The 17,170-nt window shown below is 72.4% G+C and carries 12 protein-coding genes; 7 read left to right on the forward strand and 5 right to left on the reverse strand.

Features of this window, described 5'->3' with window-relative positions; all coding sequences use genetic code 11:
* Positions 1-49: 49 nt before the first annotated feature.
* From ACIGQF_RS38010 to ACIGQF_RS38025, 4 genes are read left to right on the forward strand one after another with little or no spacing between them, the layout of a single operon-like run.
* Positions 50-1,324 (forward strand): hypothetical protein, encoded by a 1,275-nt coding sequence (locus tag ACIGQF_RS38010; RefSeq protein WP_399720516.1) that lies wholly within the window; start codon positions 50-52, stop codon positions 1,322-1,324.
* On the forward strand, positions 1,321-3,543 hold the full coding sequence (locus tag ACIGQF_RS38015) for a caspase family protein (protein ID WP_399720518.1): 2,223 nt from the start codon (positions 1,321-1,323) through the stop codon (positions 3,541-3,543). The genes ACIGQF_RS38010 and ACIGQF_RS38015 overlap by 4 nt, the downstream gene beginning before the upstream one ends.
* Before the next feature lie 13 nt (positions 3,544-3,556).
* The gene (locus tag ACIGQF_RS38020) at positions 3,557-4,525 is read left to right on the forward strand and encodes an AAA family ATPase (RefSeq protein ID WP_399720521.1); all 969 of its coding nucleotides are present in this window, start codon (positions 3,557-3,559) and stop codon (positions 4,523-4,525) included.
* Positions 4,525-8,079 (forward strand): SAV_2336 N-terminal domain-related protein, encoded by a 3,555-nt coding sequence (locus tag ACIGQF_RS38025; RefSeq protein ID WP_399720524.1) that lies wholly within the window; start codon positions 4,525-4,527, stop codon positions 8,077-8,079. Before ACIGQF_RS38020 ends, ACIGQF_RS38025 begins: the two co-directional genes overlap by 1 nt.
* Positions 8,080-8,112: 33 nt before the next feature.
* Here ACIGQF_RS38025 and ACIGQF_RS38030 read toward each other — a convergent pair whose 3' ends face one another.
* Together ACIGQF_RS38030 and ACIGQF_RS38035 are read right to left on the reverse strand one after the other, a co-directional pair.
* On the reverse strand, positions 8,113-9,252 hold the full coding sequence (locus ACIGQF_RS38030) for an MBL fold metallo-hydrolase (RefSeq protein ID WP_399720526.1): 1,140 nt from the start codon (positions 9,250-9,252) through the stop codon (positions 8,113-8,115).
* 31 nt (positions 9,253-9,283) lie between these two features.
* Positions 9,284-10,828: an APC family permease gene (locus ACIGQF_RS38035; protein ID WP_399720528.1), complete on the reverse strand. Its 1,545-nt coding sequence runs from the start codon at positions 10,826-10,828 to the stop codon at positions 9,284-9,286.
* Positions 10,829-11,086: 258 nt separating this feature from the next.
* Here ACIGQF_RS38035 and ACIGQF_RS38040 point away from each other — a divergent pair, with 258 nt between their 5' ends.
* Positions 11,087-11,659 (forward strand): MarR family winged helix-turn-helix transcriptional regulator, encoded by a 573-nt coding sequence (locus tag ACIGQF_RS38040; protein ID WP_399720531.1) that lies wholly within the window; start codon positions 11,087-11,089, stop codon positions 11,657-11,659.
* A gap of 4 nt (positions 11,660-11,663) precedes the next feature.
* Here the strand turns inward: ACIGQF_RS38040 and ACIGQF_RS38045 are convergent, their stop codons facing one another.
* The 3 genes from ACIGQF_RS38045 to ACIGQF_RS38055 all read right to left on the reverse strand — a co-directional run bounded on the left by ACIGQF_RS38045 (position 11,664) and on the right by ACIGQF_RS38055 (position 15,729).
* Positions 11,664-12,437 (reverse strand): gamma-glutamyl-gamma-aminobutyrate hydrolase family protein, encoded by a 774-nt coding sequence (locus tag ACIGQF_RS38045; protein WP_399720534.1) that lies wholly within the window; start codon positions 12,435-12,437, stop codon positions 11,664-11,666.
* A complete protein-coding gene (locus ACIGQF_RS38050; RefSeq protein ID WP_399720538.1) occupies positions 12,434-13,951 on the reverse strand; it encodes an aldehyde dehydrogenase in 1,518 nt (505 codons plus the stop codon). Before ACIGQF_RS38050 ends, ACIGQF_RS38045 begins: the two co-directional genes overlap by 4 nt.
* A gap of 65 nt (positions 13,952-14,016) precedes the next feature.
* A complete protein-coding gene (locus tag ACIGQF_RS38055; protein WP_399720541.1) occupies positions 14,017-15,729 on the reverse strand; it encodes an amidohydrolase in 1,713 nt (570 codons plus the stop codon).
* A 310-nt stretch (positions 15,730-16,039) separates the two neighbouring features.
* On the opposite strand from ACIGQF_RS38055, the gene ACIGQF_RS38060 reads away from it, so the two are divergent.
* Both ACIGQF_RS38060 and ACIGQF_RS38065 read left to right on the forward strand, forming a co-directional pair.
* Entirely contained in the window at positions 16,040-16,957 is a 918-nt protein-coding gene (locus ACIGQF_RS38060) for a LysR family transcriptional regulator (RefSeq protein ID WP_399720543.1), read from the forward strand.
* On the forward strand, positions 16,954-17,170 hold a 217-nt coding region (locus tag ACIGQF_RS38065; RefSeq protein WP_399720546.1), incomplete at its 3' end, for a hypothetical protein. The genes ACIGQF_RS38060 and ACIGQF_RS38065, both read left to right, overlap by 4 nt.

Raw genomic sequence — 17,170 nt, forward strand, 5'->3', positions numbered from 1 at the left:
CCGTGCCTCGTGAGTAATATGTGAGGCTCGCGGCCACGGGGGGAATTCAGTGACGAGTGTCGTCTTCGTGCACGGTACGGGCGTCCGCGGGGCGTCGTACGACCGGACGTTCGCGCGTGTCCGCGAAGGCCTGGCCCGGGTCAGGCCCGACGTGCGCACCGTGCCGTGTTTCTGGGGCGCGGACCACGGCGCTTCCCTCGCTCTCGGCGGCGCCTCCCTCCCTGTACGAGCCAAGGACCGCGGCTTGGTGGTGGAGGACGTCGCCGCGGACGATGATCCGCTGTCCCTGTGGGCGCTGCTGGGCGCTGACCCACTCGCCGAAGTGCGCGCCTGCGCAGAAGCAGGGGACGGGTCGGGCGGGGCGGAATTCGTTCCAGGCCGTCAGGACCCGTGGGAGGACATGGCCGAGCGGGTACGGCGGTTGCCGTCACCCCCGGGCGGGCCCGCCGGAGGAGTGGATGCGGTGGGCGGAGCGGAGCCCGAGGACGGCGCACGAGGCCTCGCGGCCGACCTTGCGCCCTACCTCCCCGAGGCCGCGGCGCGAGTCGCCGAGGAGATCTCCGCCCGGCTCGTCGGAGCGCCGATGACCGGTAGCGCCGATGGTGTGGAAGCCATCGTGGCCCGCGCTGTCCTGGCCTTCGCGCTGCTCCTGGCCGACTCCGCTGCCGACTCCGACGAGCCGCTGCCCGTGGACGGCACCGACAGGGACGCCCTCGTCCGCCTGCTTACCGACCGGCTGGGCGGCGCCGACCGCGGCTTCGGCGCGGCGGCGAAATGGACCGGAGCCCGGCTGGCCATCCCCGTCCTGTGGCCGCTGTCCGGCACTGCACGGTGGCAGCGTAGCCGGGTTACCTCCTGGACGGTCCCGGCCGGGGGCGACATCCTCCGTTACCAGGCACGCGGCGACGCGCTGCGGGCCGCGATCGCCAACGCGGCCCGCTCAGCGGCGCAGGCCGCGCCCGGCCCGGTCGTCCTGCTCGCCCACAGTCTCGGCGGCATCGCGTGCGTCGACCTGCTCGCCGGAGCCGCGGACATGCCGCCGCCGGACGTGGACCTGCTGGTGACCGTCGGCTCGCAGGCCCCGTTCCTGTACGAACTGGATGCTCTCACCGCGCTGCGCCGCGGCGATCCGCTGCCCACCGCCTTCCCGCGCTGGCTCAACGTCTACGACGAGCGGGACCTGCTCTCCTTCGTCGGCGAGCAGGTCTTCCCCGGACGGGTCACCGACGTCCGGGTCGACACCTGGCAGCCCTTCCCCCGCGCGCACAGCGCCTATTTCGCCCACCGCAAGCTGTACCAGTGGCTCGCGGCGGAGCTGCCGTGAAGGGACCGCACCACGGATCGGCACCGGTGCACGACTGGCGGCGCACCCACGCCGTGCTGGTAGCCGTCGAGGAGTACGAGGGTGGTCTGGAGTGGGAGCTGGACGGGCCGGTGCGTGATGCGCTCGGGATGCGGGCCTGGCTCCTCGACCAGGGCGTACCGCAGGACAACATCCAGCTGCTGGCATCGCCCCTGGCACGCAACGCCGGGACCCTCGCGGCGGCGCCCGCGTACCGCCCGGCGGATCGCACCACCCTCCGCAGGGTATTCCGGGACGAGCTGCGTACCCTCGACGGCGAATGGCTGTGGATCTACTGGGCCGGACACGGCGTGCAGGCTCAGGGAGACCGTTGGAGCCTGCTCTACCCCGAGGCGCGGGGCGACGACCTGCTCGGCGTGGACGCGGAGAACCTCATCCACCTACTGCGCACCGACCGGCTGCCGCAGCGGGGCGTCGGCCGGGTCACGGTTGTCGTCGACGCCTGCCGCAAGGCGCTGCCCGGCCGGCAGCAGTCATTGGCCGCGGCGCCGGAGCGGTTCTCGGAAGAGGCACAGACCTGCCACGATCGGCGCGTCTTCCAGATGCGGGCGGCCCGCCCCGGTGGCGTCGCCAAGAACCGTGATGAGACCGGCCTGTTCACTTCCGTCCTGCTCCGGCAGCTGAGAGCGGCCGTCCGTGACGGCGCACCGGTTGACCTGGACCACGTCTGGGAGGCGGTACGCGCTGAGTTCGAACGGCTGCGTACCGAAGAGCGCATCCAGCAGTTCCCGACGCTGCACGTCAGCAACTGGGACGACGAGGCGCGCGACGTCTCGTTCACGCTGCCGCTTCGGGGCGCGCGCCACCGGCAGCAGCTGGTCTTCGAGGTGGGCCGGCTGCTGGCGGCCCAGGCCGGGCTGGCCGAGACCGCCGCCGCGACCCTGTGCCGGGAACTGGATGCCCCACCGCCCGTCACCGCTTCGCCTTCGGCCGAAGAACTGGTCGACTGGGCGCTCGTCGACCCGCACGGTGTCGCCACGCTGCTGGACACCCTCACTCGGCAGAGCCCGGAACAGCCGCTCCAGATCGACGCCCATGCAGCGCGCCGCATCCTCCAGCCCGGGCGATGGCTCACTGCGGCGGAGCACACCGCACTGCTGGAACTCCTCGGCCGTATGGGTTCGGAGGACCTGCGGAGGTTCGCCGGCACCGCGCGTGAGGAGGTCCCCGGCCTCCCCGCCCTTGAGCCCGCTCCCGCCCCGCTGGCCGACGGACTGGAAGGCCTGTCCTGTTCCCCACAGCGTCTCCCGCAACTGCTACGGGTCATCGAACGGTTCGTCGCCCGGCAACCCGAGGCGCAACCGGCGGCCGCACTGCGCGATTGGTCGCTCGGTTGCGCGAACCGGATCGGGCTGGCCGCCGCCCTCCTGGACCGGCGCGCCGAAGCTGAGGAGAGTGCGACGGCATCCCAGCCCGTCGATCCCGCCGGTGCCGACGATCGCATCCAGGTCCGGCTCCGCCCGCCAGACGGACCGGGGCAGCTCAGGAGGTACGAGGTATGGTCGCGGCGCGGGACCGACGTCGAAGCGCTGGCCACGGTCGACGCCCCCGCATCCGCCGGAGAGATCCAGCGAGACCTGGATGACCTGCTGAACCTGCACGCGCGGACGCAGGAGACGCTCGTGGAGTTCTTCCTGGCCGCCACAGACCTCGAACTGGGGGTGCACCGTTGGCAGCGCGGCCTCTCAGGCCCCGTGGAACGCTCGCTCGGCACCGACTTCCCCGTCGTCGTGCGGTGCACAGACTTACGAGAGGCCAACCAACGGCACCTCTGGCAGCGGCGCTGGGCGCGGGTGGACGGGGCAAGCACCGAGGACCTGCACTGGCTGCCCGACCACTTGGAGAAGAGCAGACAGGTCTACGGCGCGCTGCAGGAGCGCGAGAGCGCGCCCGGCGTGGTGGTGACCACGCCCCGGCGGGCCCGCTCCGAGGTTTTCAACGCCTGCCTCTATGGTGGCGTCCCTGTCCTGATCTGGCACAGCGAGGCGGAACGGGCCCCTGCGAGAGAGCAGTTGAAGGACCTGATCGGCCGGGAAAAGCTGCGTCTCCTCCCGCACCATCTGCGTAAGCTCCGGTCGGCGAGCGACGCCGACGACCACCACCCCGGCCGGAACCTGGCCCTGCTGTGGGACGACCCTCAGCACCCCCTTCCGGGAAAACTCCACCTGTCGGCACCTTGAGGAGAGCGACACGATGGCACAGGACTGGCGGCTCTTCCAGGGCGGCGCGGCCGAGCCCCACGACGTGGAGTGGCCCGTCGCACCGCCGTGGCGCCGCTTCGGCGCGGCCAAGCGGGAGCGTACGGAGACACGGCGCCCCGCGTACGTGATCGCCCCTGGGGACCGCGACGTCGTCAACACCGCGCTGCATCTGCACCGCCCGCTGCTCGTCACCGGGCGGCCCGGCACCGGCAAGTCCACGCTCGCCCGCGCCATCGCCGACGAGCTGCGCCTGGGCCCGGTCCTGCACTGGCCGGTCAACAGCCGCTCCACGCTGGCCGACGGTCTCTACCGGTACGACGCGGTGGGGCGGCTGCGTGACGCCTCGCTGCACGGCAAGGACCGGGACGACGCCCAGGGCGCCGCCGAGCCCGACATCGGCGACTACCTCCGGCTCGGCCCGCTGGGCAGCGCGCTCCTGCCCGGCGCCAAGCCCCGCGTCCTGCTCATCGACGAGCTCGACAAGGGCGACGTCGACCTGCCCAACGATCTGCTGACCGTATTCGAGGAGGGCGAGTTCGAGATCCCCGAACTCGCCCGGCTCAAACAGCCCGAGGTCAAGGTGCGGGCCACCGGTACGGAGGAGAAGGTACGGATCGCCGGCGGCCGGGTGAGCTGCGACGTCTTCCCCGTCGTCGTCGTGACCAGCAACGGCGAGCGCGACTTCCCGCCCGCCTTTCTGCGCCGCTGCGTCCGCCTTGACCTCAAGCAGCCTGACGAACAGCAGCTGCACGACATCGTCACCATGCACTTGGGCCACGAGGTCGGGGCGCGGGCCCAGGAGCTGATCGCCGCTTTCCTCGACCTGCGTGACTCACAGGAGCGCGAACTGGCCACCGACCAGCTGCTCAACGCCGTCCACCTGCGGTCGTCCGGTGTGAAGATGGACTTCGAGACGCTCCGTGAGACCGTGCTGCGCTCCCTGGACGAAGCGGACTTCTGATGTTTCAGCGGCTGTGCTCCCTGCTGGAGGACGCCGGGGCGCAGCTGTCCCCCGAGGAGCTGCAGGACGTCCTGTGGCTGGCCGTCACCACCGAGACCGCCGGCAGCACCGGCTCCGTCGCGACTGCGGAGCCCGCCGGTGTACCGGACGCCGCGTCCAGGGCGGCGGACGGTGATGACGGCACCGGGGAACCGGTCCGCGACCGCTCCACCGAACTCAGGCAGGACCACGACGAGGACGATGAGCGCAGCGCGTCCGGCGGACTCTTCGCCCCCGGCGGAGCACGCCGCGCGGCTGCCCGGCCGGCCCGGTCCGTCGACGTCCGAGGCGTACCGGCCCTACCCGGCGCCCGCGGCATGGCCAGGGCGCTCCGGCCACTGCGGCAGAGCGTGCCCTCCCGCCGCAGCCAAACCCTCGACGAGGTGGCAACCGCCGACTGGATCGCGGACACCGGCCTCCTCGACGCTGTTCTGCGCCCCGCACGGGAACGCTGGCTGTCCGTCGCGCTGGTCGTCGATGACGGCCCCTCGATGGTCCTGTGGCGGCAACTGGCCGCCGAGATCCAGGCACTGCTGGAACGACAGGGCGCCTTCCTGCACGTGCGTGTCCACGGCCTGGACAGCTCCTCGGCCGTCGAACCGGTACTCACCGCCCGCCCGTACGCGGCCGGTGCACCACGGCGCGGCCCGGGGCATCTGACGGACCTGTCGGGGCGCACCGCCGTCCTTGTCCTGTCCGACGGTGTCGGGCCCGGCTGGCGCAGCGGCGCCATCCCGCGTGTACTTCTCGGCTGGGCGCGCCACTCGCCCGTGGCGGTGGTCCAGCCGCTGCCGCCGAGGATGTGGCCCGAGAGCGGTATGCCCACCCAGCAGCTGCTGGTCTCCGCTGATCGGCCGGGCGCTCCCGGTCGGTTCCTGTCCGCACGGCATCCCGTACTGCCGCCTGGCCTCGCTTCATACGAAGGCACGGTCGTGCCGGTCCTGGACCTGTCCGCTGCCCAGGTCGGTGCCTGGGCCCAGCTCACCGCCACCGGCCGGGGCAGCGCCCTACTGCCGGCCATGCTGCTGCGCGACGGCCGCGCCGGCCCCGCCGAGGAGGCCATGGGCCCGTCCACCGCGCTCGCCGCCGAGGAACGGCTGCGGCGCTTCCGGGCCGCGGCCTCCCCTGAGAGCCAGCGACTTGCCGGGGCGCTTGCCTCAGTGAGTCCGCTCACGCTTCCGGTGATGCGGCTGATACACCAGGCCGCCGGCAACGGAGCCGGGCGGTTCCACCCGGCACAGCTCGCCGAGGTGTTTCTCGGCGGCCTGCTGCGTCGCCGGGAGCCCGCCACCGTCCTGCCGCATGACGCTGTCGAGTACGAATTCCAGCCGGGCGTCGCCGACCTGCTGCTGGACGTCGTGCAGACCGCCACGGCGCTGGACACGGCGGCGCAGGTGACGGACTACCTGCTGCGGCGTCGGGGCGGTGGACCGGAGTTCCGGGCCCGGCTGGCCGACGCCGCCGGGGACTCGTCGGTGGCCGAACATGCCCAGCCGTTCGCCGCGGCCTCCCGGGAACTGCTGCGGCGGCTCGGCCTGCTCGACGAGGAACCGTACGAAGACGAACGCGAACGCGAGGGCGGGCGCCCGGCACCGGGGCCGCAGCCGCCGGAAACCGCTACCGAGCCGGTGGCCTTCCCGCCCCGCTCCTACTCTTCCGAACGCGTACAGCCGCCGCTCATCGCTCTGGTACGGCGGATCGCCGAGGACGACGGACTGCCGGAGTCGGTGCGGACGAACGTCGACAAGCTGCTCACCGAGGCCGACCAGCGGGACGAGGAGACGGGCTGGTGGGGAGTGCGGACACTGCGCCGGCTGGCCGCAGACCTGGTCGCCACCGGACGGACGCAGGACGCGGACGCGTTGCGCGACGTGGCCCGGGCCCTGCTCCCCGAAGTCGTCACGGCCGACGACCTGGAGACGCGCAACATGCGCGGGCACTTGGCGCTCACCCTCAACGCGCTGGGCGACCACGATGAGGGAGAACGGCAGCTGCGCGAAGTGATCGCGCTCTCCGCGCGGGTGCACGGGCATGAGCACAACTACACCCTTTACGCCCGCGACTACCTCATCGAACTGCTCGAAGAAGCGGATCGCAGGGAAGCGGCCGAAGAAGAGTGCCGGGCGCTGATCGATGCGTACCAGCGGCGTGGGCGTGAAGAGGGCGAGGACCGTGAGGCGATACTGTCGCTGCGGTTGAAGCAGGGACGCTACCTGATCGATCTGGACCGGTCGGAAGAGGCCGAAGCTGTGTTCCGGGCTCTCCATCCGCAGCGGTTGTCCTTGAAAGGCCCGGCCCACTTCGACACCGTCATTGTCCGTGTCTGGCTGGCCACCGCACTGCAGCACCAGAAGCGTTACGCCGAGGCTGAGGAAGAGGTGCGCGCGGCAGTTGCCGACGCCCCGCCTCCGTCGCCGGACGAGGAGGGAACGGCGTGGTACTCCGCGCAGTTCCGGCTGGGGTACATCCTCGACGCGGTCGACCGGTACGACGAGGCTCTGGAGTTGTGGGGCGGCTTGGCCGAACGGCTGCTGACCGAACGCGGGCCGAGAGACTGGCGGACTCTGACGGCAAGGCGTCGGCACATCTACGCTCTGTGCGACCTGGAGCGGCATGCCGAGGCCGAGGAAGAGGCGCGGGAGCTGGCCCCGGAGGTCATGGGGATGCTCGGGGAACGGCATCCCGACCACCTCAACCTCCGTCATGTTCACATCAAGATCATCCGAGAGCTCGGCCGCCCGGAAGAAGCCGCAGATGCCTTCCGGAAGCTGCTGCGTGACAGGAGCGAAGTGCAGGGCTCGCATGCCCCCGGCACGCTCAACACACGGCACGAACTGGCCTACACCCTCAATAGCCTGGGCCGTTCCGAGGAGGCGATCGAGGAGTACACGGCGGCTGTGGAGCAGTATGAGCGCAACGGCCAAGGAGACGAGGCGAACGCCCTCACCACCCGGAACAATCGTGCGAGCGTACTGGAGGAGCTCAAGCGGTACGCAGAGGCTGAGACGGAGCGCCGGGTGACCCTTGAGAGGCGGGGCCGGGTACTCGGGCCCGAGCACCCGGACACCCTGACCACCCGCCGGAGACTCGCCGACCTGCTACGTGATCAGGACCGCTTCGAGGAAGCAGCGCAGGAATACCGGCACGTCATCGATGCCCGTACCCGCACCTTGGGCGCGGACGCACCGCTGACCCTGGCGGTGCGGCACAGCCTGGCCTACGTCCTGCACCGGATGGAGCGGTTCGCCGAGGCGGTGACAGAAGGTCAGGAGACCCTGAACGCACGGCTCAGGGTCTTGGGTGCGGAAGACGCGCAGACCCTGTGGACGCGGCACAACCTGGGCATCGCGCTGCGAGGTCTCGGCCGTCTGGACGAGGCAGAGGCGGAGTGGCGCGGCGTACTGGAGGTGAGCGAGCGGGTCCTGGGAGAGGAGCACACCTGCACTCGCGCGACCCGGAAGCTGCTGACCGAGCTCCGGGAGGAAGAGGAGCAGCGGGGCGGGCCGACGCGCTGACGGTGTGCCGGCGGCCGGTCCGCCGGGCCCCGCTTACCGCCCCCGCAGCGGTATCTGCTGGAGGTCCTCGCCCGCGATGACGCGGCCCGAGAAGCCCTTGCTCGCGCGGTGGCGCCACTGCGCCGAGGAGACGGCCTTCGGGTCGGCGGGGCAGATGTGGCTCAGGACGAGGGTGTCCACGCCCGCCCGTTCGGCGATCGGGCCGACCTCCGTGACGTCCGTGTGCGACTGCAGCATGTGGTCCAGATAGGCCGGCGGCAGCCCCGCCGCGCGGTAGAAGTCCGCGTCCATCACCTCGTGCACGAGGAGGTCGGCGCCCCGGGCGAGCCGTACGACGTTGTCGTGCTGCACCGTGTCGCCGGAGAAGACCACCGACCCGTGCGCCGTGTCGAACCGGAAGGCGTACGACGGGAACACCGGGCCGTGGTCCACCAGGATCGCCGTCACCCGCACCGTCCCGTCGTCCGCCACCTCGAAGGGCTCCATCGGCGGCGCGGTGGGGCCGAGCGGGTGCGCGCCCGTACCGTCCGGCGGCTCGATCTCGTGGGTACGGATCAGGGTGCGCGGGTCCGCGATGCCGGAGTCCCGGATGAAGACGTTGGTGCTGTACGCGAATGCCTCGATCTGCTTCTCCGTCAGCCGCTTCAGGCCCGGCGTGGGGTGGTGCGGGGCGACGACCGGCGGGTCGTCGTGGTCGAAGGCGGGCGGCAGGGCACCGGCCGGACCGGGCCCGTACACGTCCACCGGCTTCGTGATCAGGTCGTCCTCGTCGTTGGAGAGCTGCGCGCCGAGGAGGAAGAAGTTGTAGTAGTCGGCGATGTGGTCGGCGTGCAGATGGGTCAGGAAGATCGACTTCAGATCGGCCAGCTTCAGTCCGGCCAGCCCGTACTGCGTCACCGCCGAGCGGCCGCAGTCGATCACGTACGTACGGCCGTCCACGACGAGGGCGCTGGCGATGCCGCGGCGGGACGCCTCCGGGGGCGGGCCCGCCGCGGTACCGAGCAGGACGAGGCGGGGACCGTCGAGCGGGCGGATCCGGGGCGCGGCCGGCGTGGCCGCTGCCGTGGTGGCCGGGCCCAGCGCCGCGGCCCCGCCGGCGAGCGTGGCGGCGCCGGTCGCGGCGAGCAGACGACGGCGGGAGACGGGCTTGCGGGGCGCGGGGGTTCCGGGCATGGCGGCTCCTCGAAGGGGGGCGGGGCTGTGGTCAGGGGGTGTCGTCCGTCGCGCAGGTGCCGATGGCGGCGTACGCGTCGGGGCGGGCGACGCGCAGGTAGCGGGCCCAGGCGGTGCCCAGGACGGCGGCCACGAGCACCAGGCAGGGCAGGATCCAGCGCAGCGGGTTGCCGGGGCCGACGCCCAGCTGGACGCTGAAGTTGGTGAGCGCGAGGTAGAAGATCACGGCGAGGGCGACGGCGGAGAGGGCGGGGGCGATCAGCCGCTGCCACGGCCCTTCGTCCGTACGGCCGATGGCGCGCCGCTCCTCCGTACGGCTGCCGCTCCGCCCCTCGTCCGTACGGCCCCTGCCCCTGCCCCGGCGCGCGAAGTAGCAGATCACCGCCACCGACGTGACGAGCAGGAGCAGGATGACGCCCAGGGCGCCGAGGTTGGTGAGCCAGGTGAAGAGGTCGTCCACCGGGTCGCGGCCCGCCAGCGCGAAGAGGACGGTGACGCCGACCGTCACCGCGGTCTGCGCGAGGGAGCCGCGCGCGGGCGAGCCGTACCGGGGGTGCAGCGCGCCCAGCCCGCGCGGCAGCACTCCTTCGCGGCCGAGGGAACGTATGTAGCGGGCCACCGCGTTGTGGAAGGAGAGCAGTGCGGCGATAAGGGAGGTGATCAGGAAGAGTTGCGCGAGGTCGGAGAAGAGCGGACCGAGGCTGTCCGCGCCCAGCGTGAACATCATGTCCGGGCCGTGCGCGGCGGCGTAGCGCACCGCGCGCCCGTCCCCGGCGCCGCTGATCATCGCCCAGGCCGTGACGGCGTAGAAGACGCCGATGAGCGCGACGGCGGTGTAGGTGGCGCGGCCGATGGTGCGCCGCGGGTCCTTGCACTCCTCGCCGTAGAGCGCCGCCGACTCGAAGCCCATGAAGGCGGCGAAGATGCAGCACAGGGCGACGCCGAGCGCGCCGTCGGTGGCCGCGTGCCGGCTCAGCGGGGCGAGCGAGACGCCCTGCGGGGCATGGCCGAACTGCGCGATGTCGAAGACGAGGACGGTCCCGGACTCGATGACGATGAGTACGGCGAGGACCTTCATGCCCACGTCGACGCGCCGGTAGCCCAGCGCCCCGACCAGTGCCGTGGCCGCCAGCACCAGGGCCCACCACGGGACGTCCAGGCCGGTGCGGGCCTTCAGGAAGTCGGCGGTGGTGGCGCCGAAGAGCCCGGCGATGCCGACCTGCATGGCGTTGTAGGAGACCAGCGCGACGAAGGCGGCGGCGACGCCCGCGGTGCGGCCGATGCCGTGCGCGGCGTAGGCGTAGAAGGCGCCGGCGCCGGTGATGTGCCGGCTCATCGCCGCGTAGCCCGCGCTGAAGACCGCCAGCAGCAGCGCGATCAGCAGGTAGAGCAGCGGGATGCCGAGGACGCCGGTGACGGCGAGGGACTGCGGGATGCCGCCCGCGGCGACGGTGAGCGGCGCCGAGGCGGCGATGATGAAGAAGACGATGCCGGGGACGCCGATGCGGGGCCGCGGGGTCGCGGACGGTGCCGCATCCGCCGGGCGGGCTGCGGGAGGGCGTGGGTCGATGGCCATGCCGGGCTCCTGGGGCGGGGATGATGGGACGCGTGCGTACGGCGCAGGCGTGCGGGTGTACGGGCGCGAGCGGGTGGGGGAGGCCGCGGGGTCGCGGGATACCGCGATATCGTTTGAGCCCGTACGAATAGCGGGGTGCGCAGATCGTACGACCGCAAACGAAGCCCGGCAAGGGTGCGGACGGGCCCGGTGCGGGACGCGCCGCCCGCCGGGGTCCAGGACCACCGGGGTCCAGGAGGGTTCGAAGGAGATGCTGTGGTGACCGGTCACCGTTCCATCAGGGACACGGAGAAGGCGGTACAGGCCAAGCTCGGCGACACGCCCATCCGGCACGCGCAGATGGCCGCGGTGGGGAACATCTACCGGGCCGCCGCCGCGGTCCGCCAGCACTTCGAGAACTCGGTACTGCGCGGCGCCGAGCTGACCTGGACCTCGTTCGTGGTCCTGTGGGTGGTGTGGATCTGGGGCGAGATGGAGACCCGGCGGGTCGCCGAGGAGGCCGGCATCTCCAAGGGCACGCTCACCGGCGTCGCCCGTACGCTCCAGGGCCGCGGCCTGATGGAGCGCAGCGGCCACCCGACGGACGGCCGGCTCGCGCTGCTCTCCCTCACGCCGGCGGGCGAGGAGCTGATGGCGGAGATCTTCCCGCAGTTCAACGCCGAGGAGGCGTTCGTCACCGACGACCTCAACGACGACGAGGCCCGCCAGCTCGCCGACCTGCTCCGCCGCATCGTCGTCCGAGTGGAAACAGACGGCGAACAACGCCGCCTGGACCTTTTGAACGGCGCGGACCCCCGGCCCAGGAGGAGCGGACGGCGGGCGCGGGGGTAGCTCTTCACGGCGTCGCGGCCGCCACCAGCGCGTCGAACAGCCCCTGTTGGGCCGGGTCTTTCACCGCCGTATCCTCCGGGTGCCACTGCACGGCGGTGAACCAGCCCTGTCCGCCCGGGAGTTCCAGCGCCTCGATCGTCCCGTCGGCGGCCCGGCCGGTCGCCACCAGCCCCTCGCCCAGCCGGTCCACGCACTGGTGGTGGTAGCAGGACGCGTCCACCCGCTCCGTGCCGGTCGCTCGCGCCACGGCCGACCCGGCCGCCAGCCGTACGGGATGCACCACGTGCCGGTGCTCGCGGTCCGGGCCGCCCATGTCCTGGCGCAGGGTGCCGCCCAGCGCCACGTTGACGACCTGCAGCCCGCGGCAGACGGCGAGCGTGGGCAGGCCGCGTGCGAGGGCGTGCCGGGCCACCGCCAGGTCGAACGCGTCCTGTTCCTCGTCCACGTCGTACACGCTCTCGTGCACCGCCGCTTCCGCCGCCGCGTAGAGCCGCGGCGTCAGGTCTCCGCCGCCCGGCAGCAGCACCCCGTCGCAGCGCGCCAGCCGGTCACCTACCCTCGCGCTCGTATCGCTCACCCGCCCCCCGGGCACGTACGGGTACATCATGAACGGCTCGCCGCCGGCCCGCAGTACGGCGTCTGCCAGCGCCCGCGCGGTGACGACCGCCTCGTAGCGGAGCGCGGACGTGGTGGCGGAGAACCGTTGCGGCAGCGCGATCAGCGGCCGGGTCCCGGTACCGGCAGAGGAGGCAGTACCGGTAGGGGGTGCGGCGTTCACAACTGGATCCAGGTGGTCTTGAGTTCGGTGTACTTCTCCAGCGCGTGCGCGGACTTGTCGCGGCCGTTCCCGGACTGCTTGTAGCCGCCGAAGGGGACGGTGAGGTCGCCCTCCTCGTAGCAGTTGACCCAGACCGTGCCGGCGCGCAGCGCGCGTGAGACGGTGTGCGCGGTGGACAGCGAGCCGGTCCACAGGCCCGCCGCGAGGCCGTACGCGGTGTCGTTGGCCAGCGCTATCGCCTCCTCGACGGTGTCGAAGGCCAACACCGACAGCACCGGGCCGAAGATCTCCTCGCGAGCGATGGGCATGTCCGGTGTGACGTGGTCGAAGACGGTGGGCCGGAAGTACGTACCGCCGGGCACGGGTGCCGGGTCGAGTGGCGCGCCGCCGGTACGGAGCCGGGCCCCGGCCGCGCGGCCCGCGTCGATGTGCCGCCCCATGGCGTCCAGCCGGGCCGCCCCCGTCAGCGCGCCCATCTCCGTGGCCGGGTCCAGCGGATCGCCGACCCGCAGCGCTTCGGCACGCTCGACGACGGCCTCGGTGACCTCTTCCGCGACCGAGGAGTGCACGAGCAGCCGGGACGGCGCGGTGCACATCTCGCCCTGGTTGAAGAAGATCCCCCAGGCGGCGGTGGCCGCGGCGGCGGCCAGGTCCGGGGCGTCCGGCAGCACGATGTTGGGGGACTTGCCACCCAGCTCCAGCCAGACCCGCTTGAGGTTGGAGTCGGCCGCGTACCGCAGGTAGTGGCGGCCGACGGCGGTGGAGCCGGTGAAGGCCAGTACGTCGACGTCCGGGTGCAGCCCTAGCGCGCGGCCCGCGGTCGGCCCGTCGCCCGCGACGACGTTGAGCACCCCGGGCGGCACCCCCGCCTCCGCCAGCGCCTCGTCGATGAGCCGCCCGAGCAACAGTCCCGAGAGCGGGGTGAGTTCGGACGGCTTGAGCACGGCGGTGCAGCCGGCGGCGAGCGCCGGAGCGATCTTCCAGGCGGCGAGCGTGAGCGGGAAGTTCCACGGTACGACGGCGCCGACCACGCCCGCCGGCTCGCGTGTGACGAGCGCCAGCGCGCCGGGATCGGTGTGCGGCACTTCATCGTGCAGCTTGTCCGCGAGCTGCCCGTACCAGCGGAACGTACCGGCGACGGCGCGTAGTTCGATGCCGTACGACTCGGCGACCGGCTTGCCGTTCTCCAGCGAGATCAGTGCCGCGATCTCGGATCGGTGCTCTTCGACCAGATCGGCGATCCGCAGCAGGACACGGCCCCGGTCGGCCGGCGCGAGCCGCGGCCAGGGCCCCGAGTCGAACGCCCGCCGCGCCGCGGCGACGGCCAGGTCCACCTCCTTCTCCCCGGCATCGGTGACCTCGGCGAGCGTCGTACCGTCCCGCGGCGAGACAACCCGGAACACCGCCCCGGACCCGTCCACCTCCCGCCCACCGATCCGATGCCGCACCGGCGGCACGAGCCTCCCGGCGGCATGTATCCACTCCTCGTGCCCGCTGTCGAGCGTGGGGCCCATCACGGCCTCCCTGTCTGCCTCGTCTGCCTCGTATGTCTTGCCTGCTGGTTGCTGCCGCGGGGCGGTCAGCGGGACTCGTGGACGACTTCGCCGTTGAAGACGGTCATGGTGACCGGGAGGGCCGGTATGTCCTCCGGGGGTGTGTGGAGGAGGTCGCCGTCGAGGACGCAGAGGTCGGCGGCCTTGCCGGGTTCCAGTGAGCCCTTCCAGGACTCGGCGAAGTCCTGGCGGGCCGCGTGGGTGGTGTAGGCGCGCAGCGCCGTGCGCAGGTCGACGCACTGGTCGGGGCCGCTGGGGCGGCCGGTCGCCTTGGAGCGGCGCAGGAGCATGGAGGAGACGCCGGCGCGCCAGTCGGGGTACGTGATCGGCGCGTCGGAGCTGGCGGTGACCGGTATGCCGGCGTCCACCGCGCTGCGTACGGGCCACTGGTACGCCGAGCGTTCCGGGCCGACGACGCCGTCCATCAGGTCCGCGATCGCGTCCTTGACGCCCGGGTTCATGTTGGCGCCCCAGCCGTGTGCGGCGAGGGTGGCCAGGGCGCGGGGCGAGGCGAAGTCGCCGTGGATGATGTAGTGCCGGGCGTCCGGCCGGGGGTGGGCGAGCTGGGCGGCGGCGAAGGCGTCCACGACCGCGTCGATGCCGGCGTCCCCGGTGATGTGGACCCCGAGCTGGTGTCCGAGGCGGTGCGCCTGCCGCACGATCGACGACAGTTCCTCGACGCGCTGTCCGTCGGTGTGGCCGTGCAGGCAGAGGCTGCCGCGGCCGCCGCCGTTCGCGTACTCCTCGCTCATCCAGGCCGTACGGCTGGGCGGCACTCCGTCGGCGAAGAGCTTGACGCCGAGGACGGAGAGGAGGCGTGGGTCGGCGCCGTCGCAGATCCCGTCGAGTGCGGCCAGCCGGTCGGTGAGGTCGGCGGCGGCGCCGCCCATTTCGAGGGGGAGGAGCAGGACGCTGACGCGGGCCCGGAGTTGGCCCTCGCGTGCCATCCGCGCGTACACGTTCAGTGTCGCGGTGTCGGCGGAGCCGAGGAAGAGGCTCTTGCCGCCGGGTCCGAGCCCGGGTTCGGTGAAGCTGGTGATGCCCTGGGCGTGGCAGACGTCGATCGCGGCCCGGAGCGCCGCCTCGCGGGCCGCGTCGGTCATGGGCGGGATGACGGTGTTGACCAGTTCCTGGGCGCTCTCGCGGAGGATGCCGGTGAGCGCGCCGTCGGGCCGCCGCTCGATGACGCCGCCGGGCGGCGCCCCGGTGGTCGGAGTGAGGCCCGCCGCTTCCAGGGCGCGGGAGTTGAGCCAGGCGGTGTGCCCGGAGAACTCGTACAGGAGGACGGGGTGGTCGGGGGAGACCTCGTCCAGGTCCCAGCGGGTTGGCGTGCGGGTGCCGTCCGCGCGGCACTCGGCGAGGTAGCCGACGTCCCAGCCGTTGCCGAAGATCCATGAGCCGGGTGGCTGCCGGTCCGCCTGCGCCCGTACGGCCTCGCGGACGTCGGCGAGGGAGGAGACGGCGGGGGGCGAGACATCGACGGCGAGCGGCGGGCGGGTGGCGCCGAACGCGCAGGCGTGCAGGTGGGAGTCGTTGATGCCGGGGAGGACGGTGCCGCCCGCGAGGTCGACGACCTCCGTGCGCGGCCCGATCAGCGGGCGCAGCTCGGCGGTGGTCCCGGTGGCGGCGATGACGCCGTCGCGCACGGCGACCGCCTCGGCCGTACGGAAGGCGGCATCCAGGGTGAGGACCTGGCCGTTGCGGAGGACGAGATCGGCGGGTCTGGGCGCGGGCGGCACGGGAGCCCCTTCCGTCGGGCGGGTTCCTTCGAGGGGTGGGTCGGTGAGGGGTGGGGGCGTACGGGAGGTGCTGCCTCAGGTAGAGCGGCGCGGCAGCAGCTCGTTTGGGGTCAAACATAATCCTCGGACGGGGGTGCGGCGCAAGAGGGGCGAGCGGGGTATTCCGTCGCCGGACGGAAGTGCCGTACGCTCCCGCGAGCGCGCCCCGTACCGCGGCCGGCACGGTCCCGTACGGTCCCGTACGGCTTGCGCGCAGAAGGCTTGTCCGGCCCGTATCGCGGGCCGGTCCCAGCATTTAAAGTGCTTAATCGTGGAACTCAGGCACCTGGAACACTTCGTCGCCGTCTCCGAGGAGCAGCACTTCACGCGCGCGGCAGAGCGGCTGCACATCGCGCAGTCCGGCCTGTCCGCCTCGGTGCGCGCTCTGGAACGCGAACTCGGCGCCGACCTCTTCACCCGTACCACCCGCCGCGTGCAACTGACCGCCGCCGGCCGGGCCTTCCTGGTGGAGGCGCGCCGCACGCTCGCGGGCGCGGCGGCGGCGCGGGAGGCGGTCGCCGCCGTACGCGGCCTGTTCACCGGCACGCTCGCCGTCGGCACCGAGCAGTGCATGGGCATCGTCGACCCGGTGTCCCTCCTGGCCGACCTGCGCGGACGTCACCCCGGCGTCGAGGTCCACATGGTCCAGTCCGGCTCCGCGCACCTACTGGAGGAGGTCCGCCGCGGCACCCTGGACCTGGCGTTCGTCGTGTACGAGGGGCACGAGGAAGGCGTACGCATCCGCCCCTTGGCCGCCGAGCCGATGATGCTGCTCTGCCGCCCGGACCACCCCCTTGTCTTCAGTGGCGAGCCGCTCACCACGTACAGCGGCGAACCCCTCGCCGCGCAGGCACTGGCCGGCGAGGTCTTCGTCGACCTGCACCGCGACTGGGGCGCGCGGCGGGCGGCCGACGCGCTCTTCGCCGCCGCGGGCACGCGCCGCACAGTGGCGCTGGAGGTCAACGACGTCTACACGCTTCTCGACCTGGTCGCACGGGGGCTGGGCGTCGCGGTGGTGCCCCGCCCGGTGACCCACAAGGACCAGGCCCGCGGCCTCGCCGCCGTGCCGCTCGCCGCCGACACGGTGTGGAACGTGGGCATCGCCGTACCCCGCAGTGGCCGACTCTCACCGGCGGCCCAGGCGCTCCTGGAGAGCCTGGCGGCGATTGAGCACGAGAAAGACGATTGAGCACGAGAGATGATGAATTCGATCAGCACTGGATGTTGGACGCCATAGGGCCGGAGCGCCAGGGTGGACGCGAGGGCGGGCAGGACAGGGCGCCGCCCCGCGAACCGACATGGCGAAAGGCTGCTCCCATGGCGCAGGAAGTACGCGGAGTCATCGCACCGGGGAAGGGTGAGCCGGTGCGGGTGGAGGCGATCGTGGTGCCGGATCCGGGTC

The sequence above is a fragment of the Streptomyces sp. NPDC053560 genome (assembly GCF_044544605.1).
In the GTDB taxonomy this organism is placed as follows: domain Bacteria; phylum Actinomycetota; class Actinomycetes; order Streptomycetales; family Streptomycetaceae; genus Streptomyces.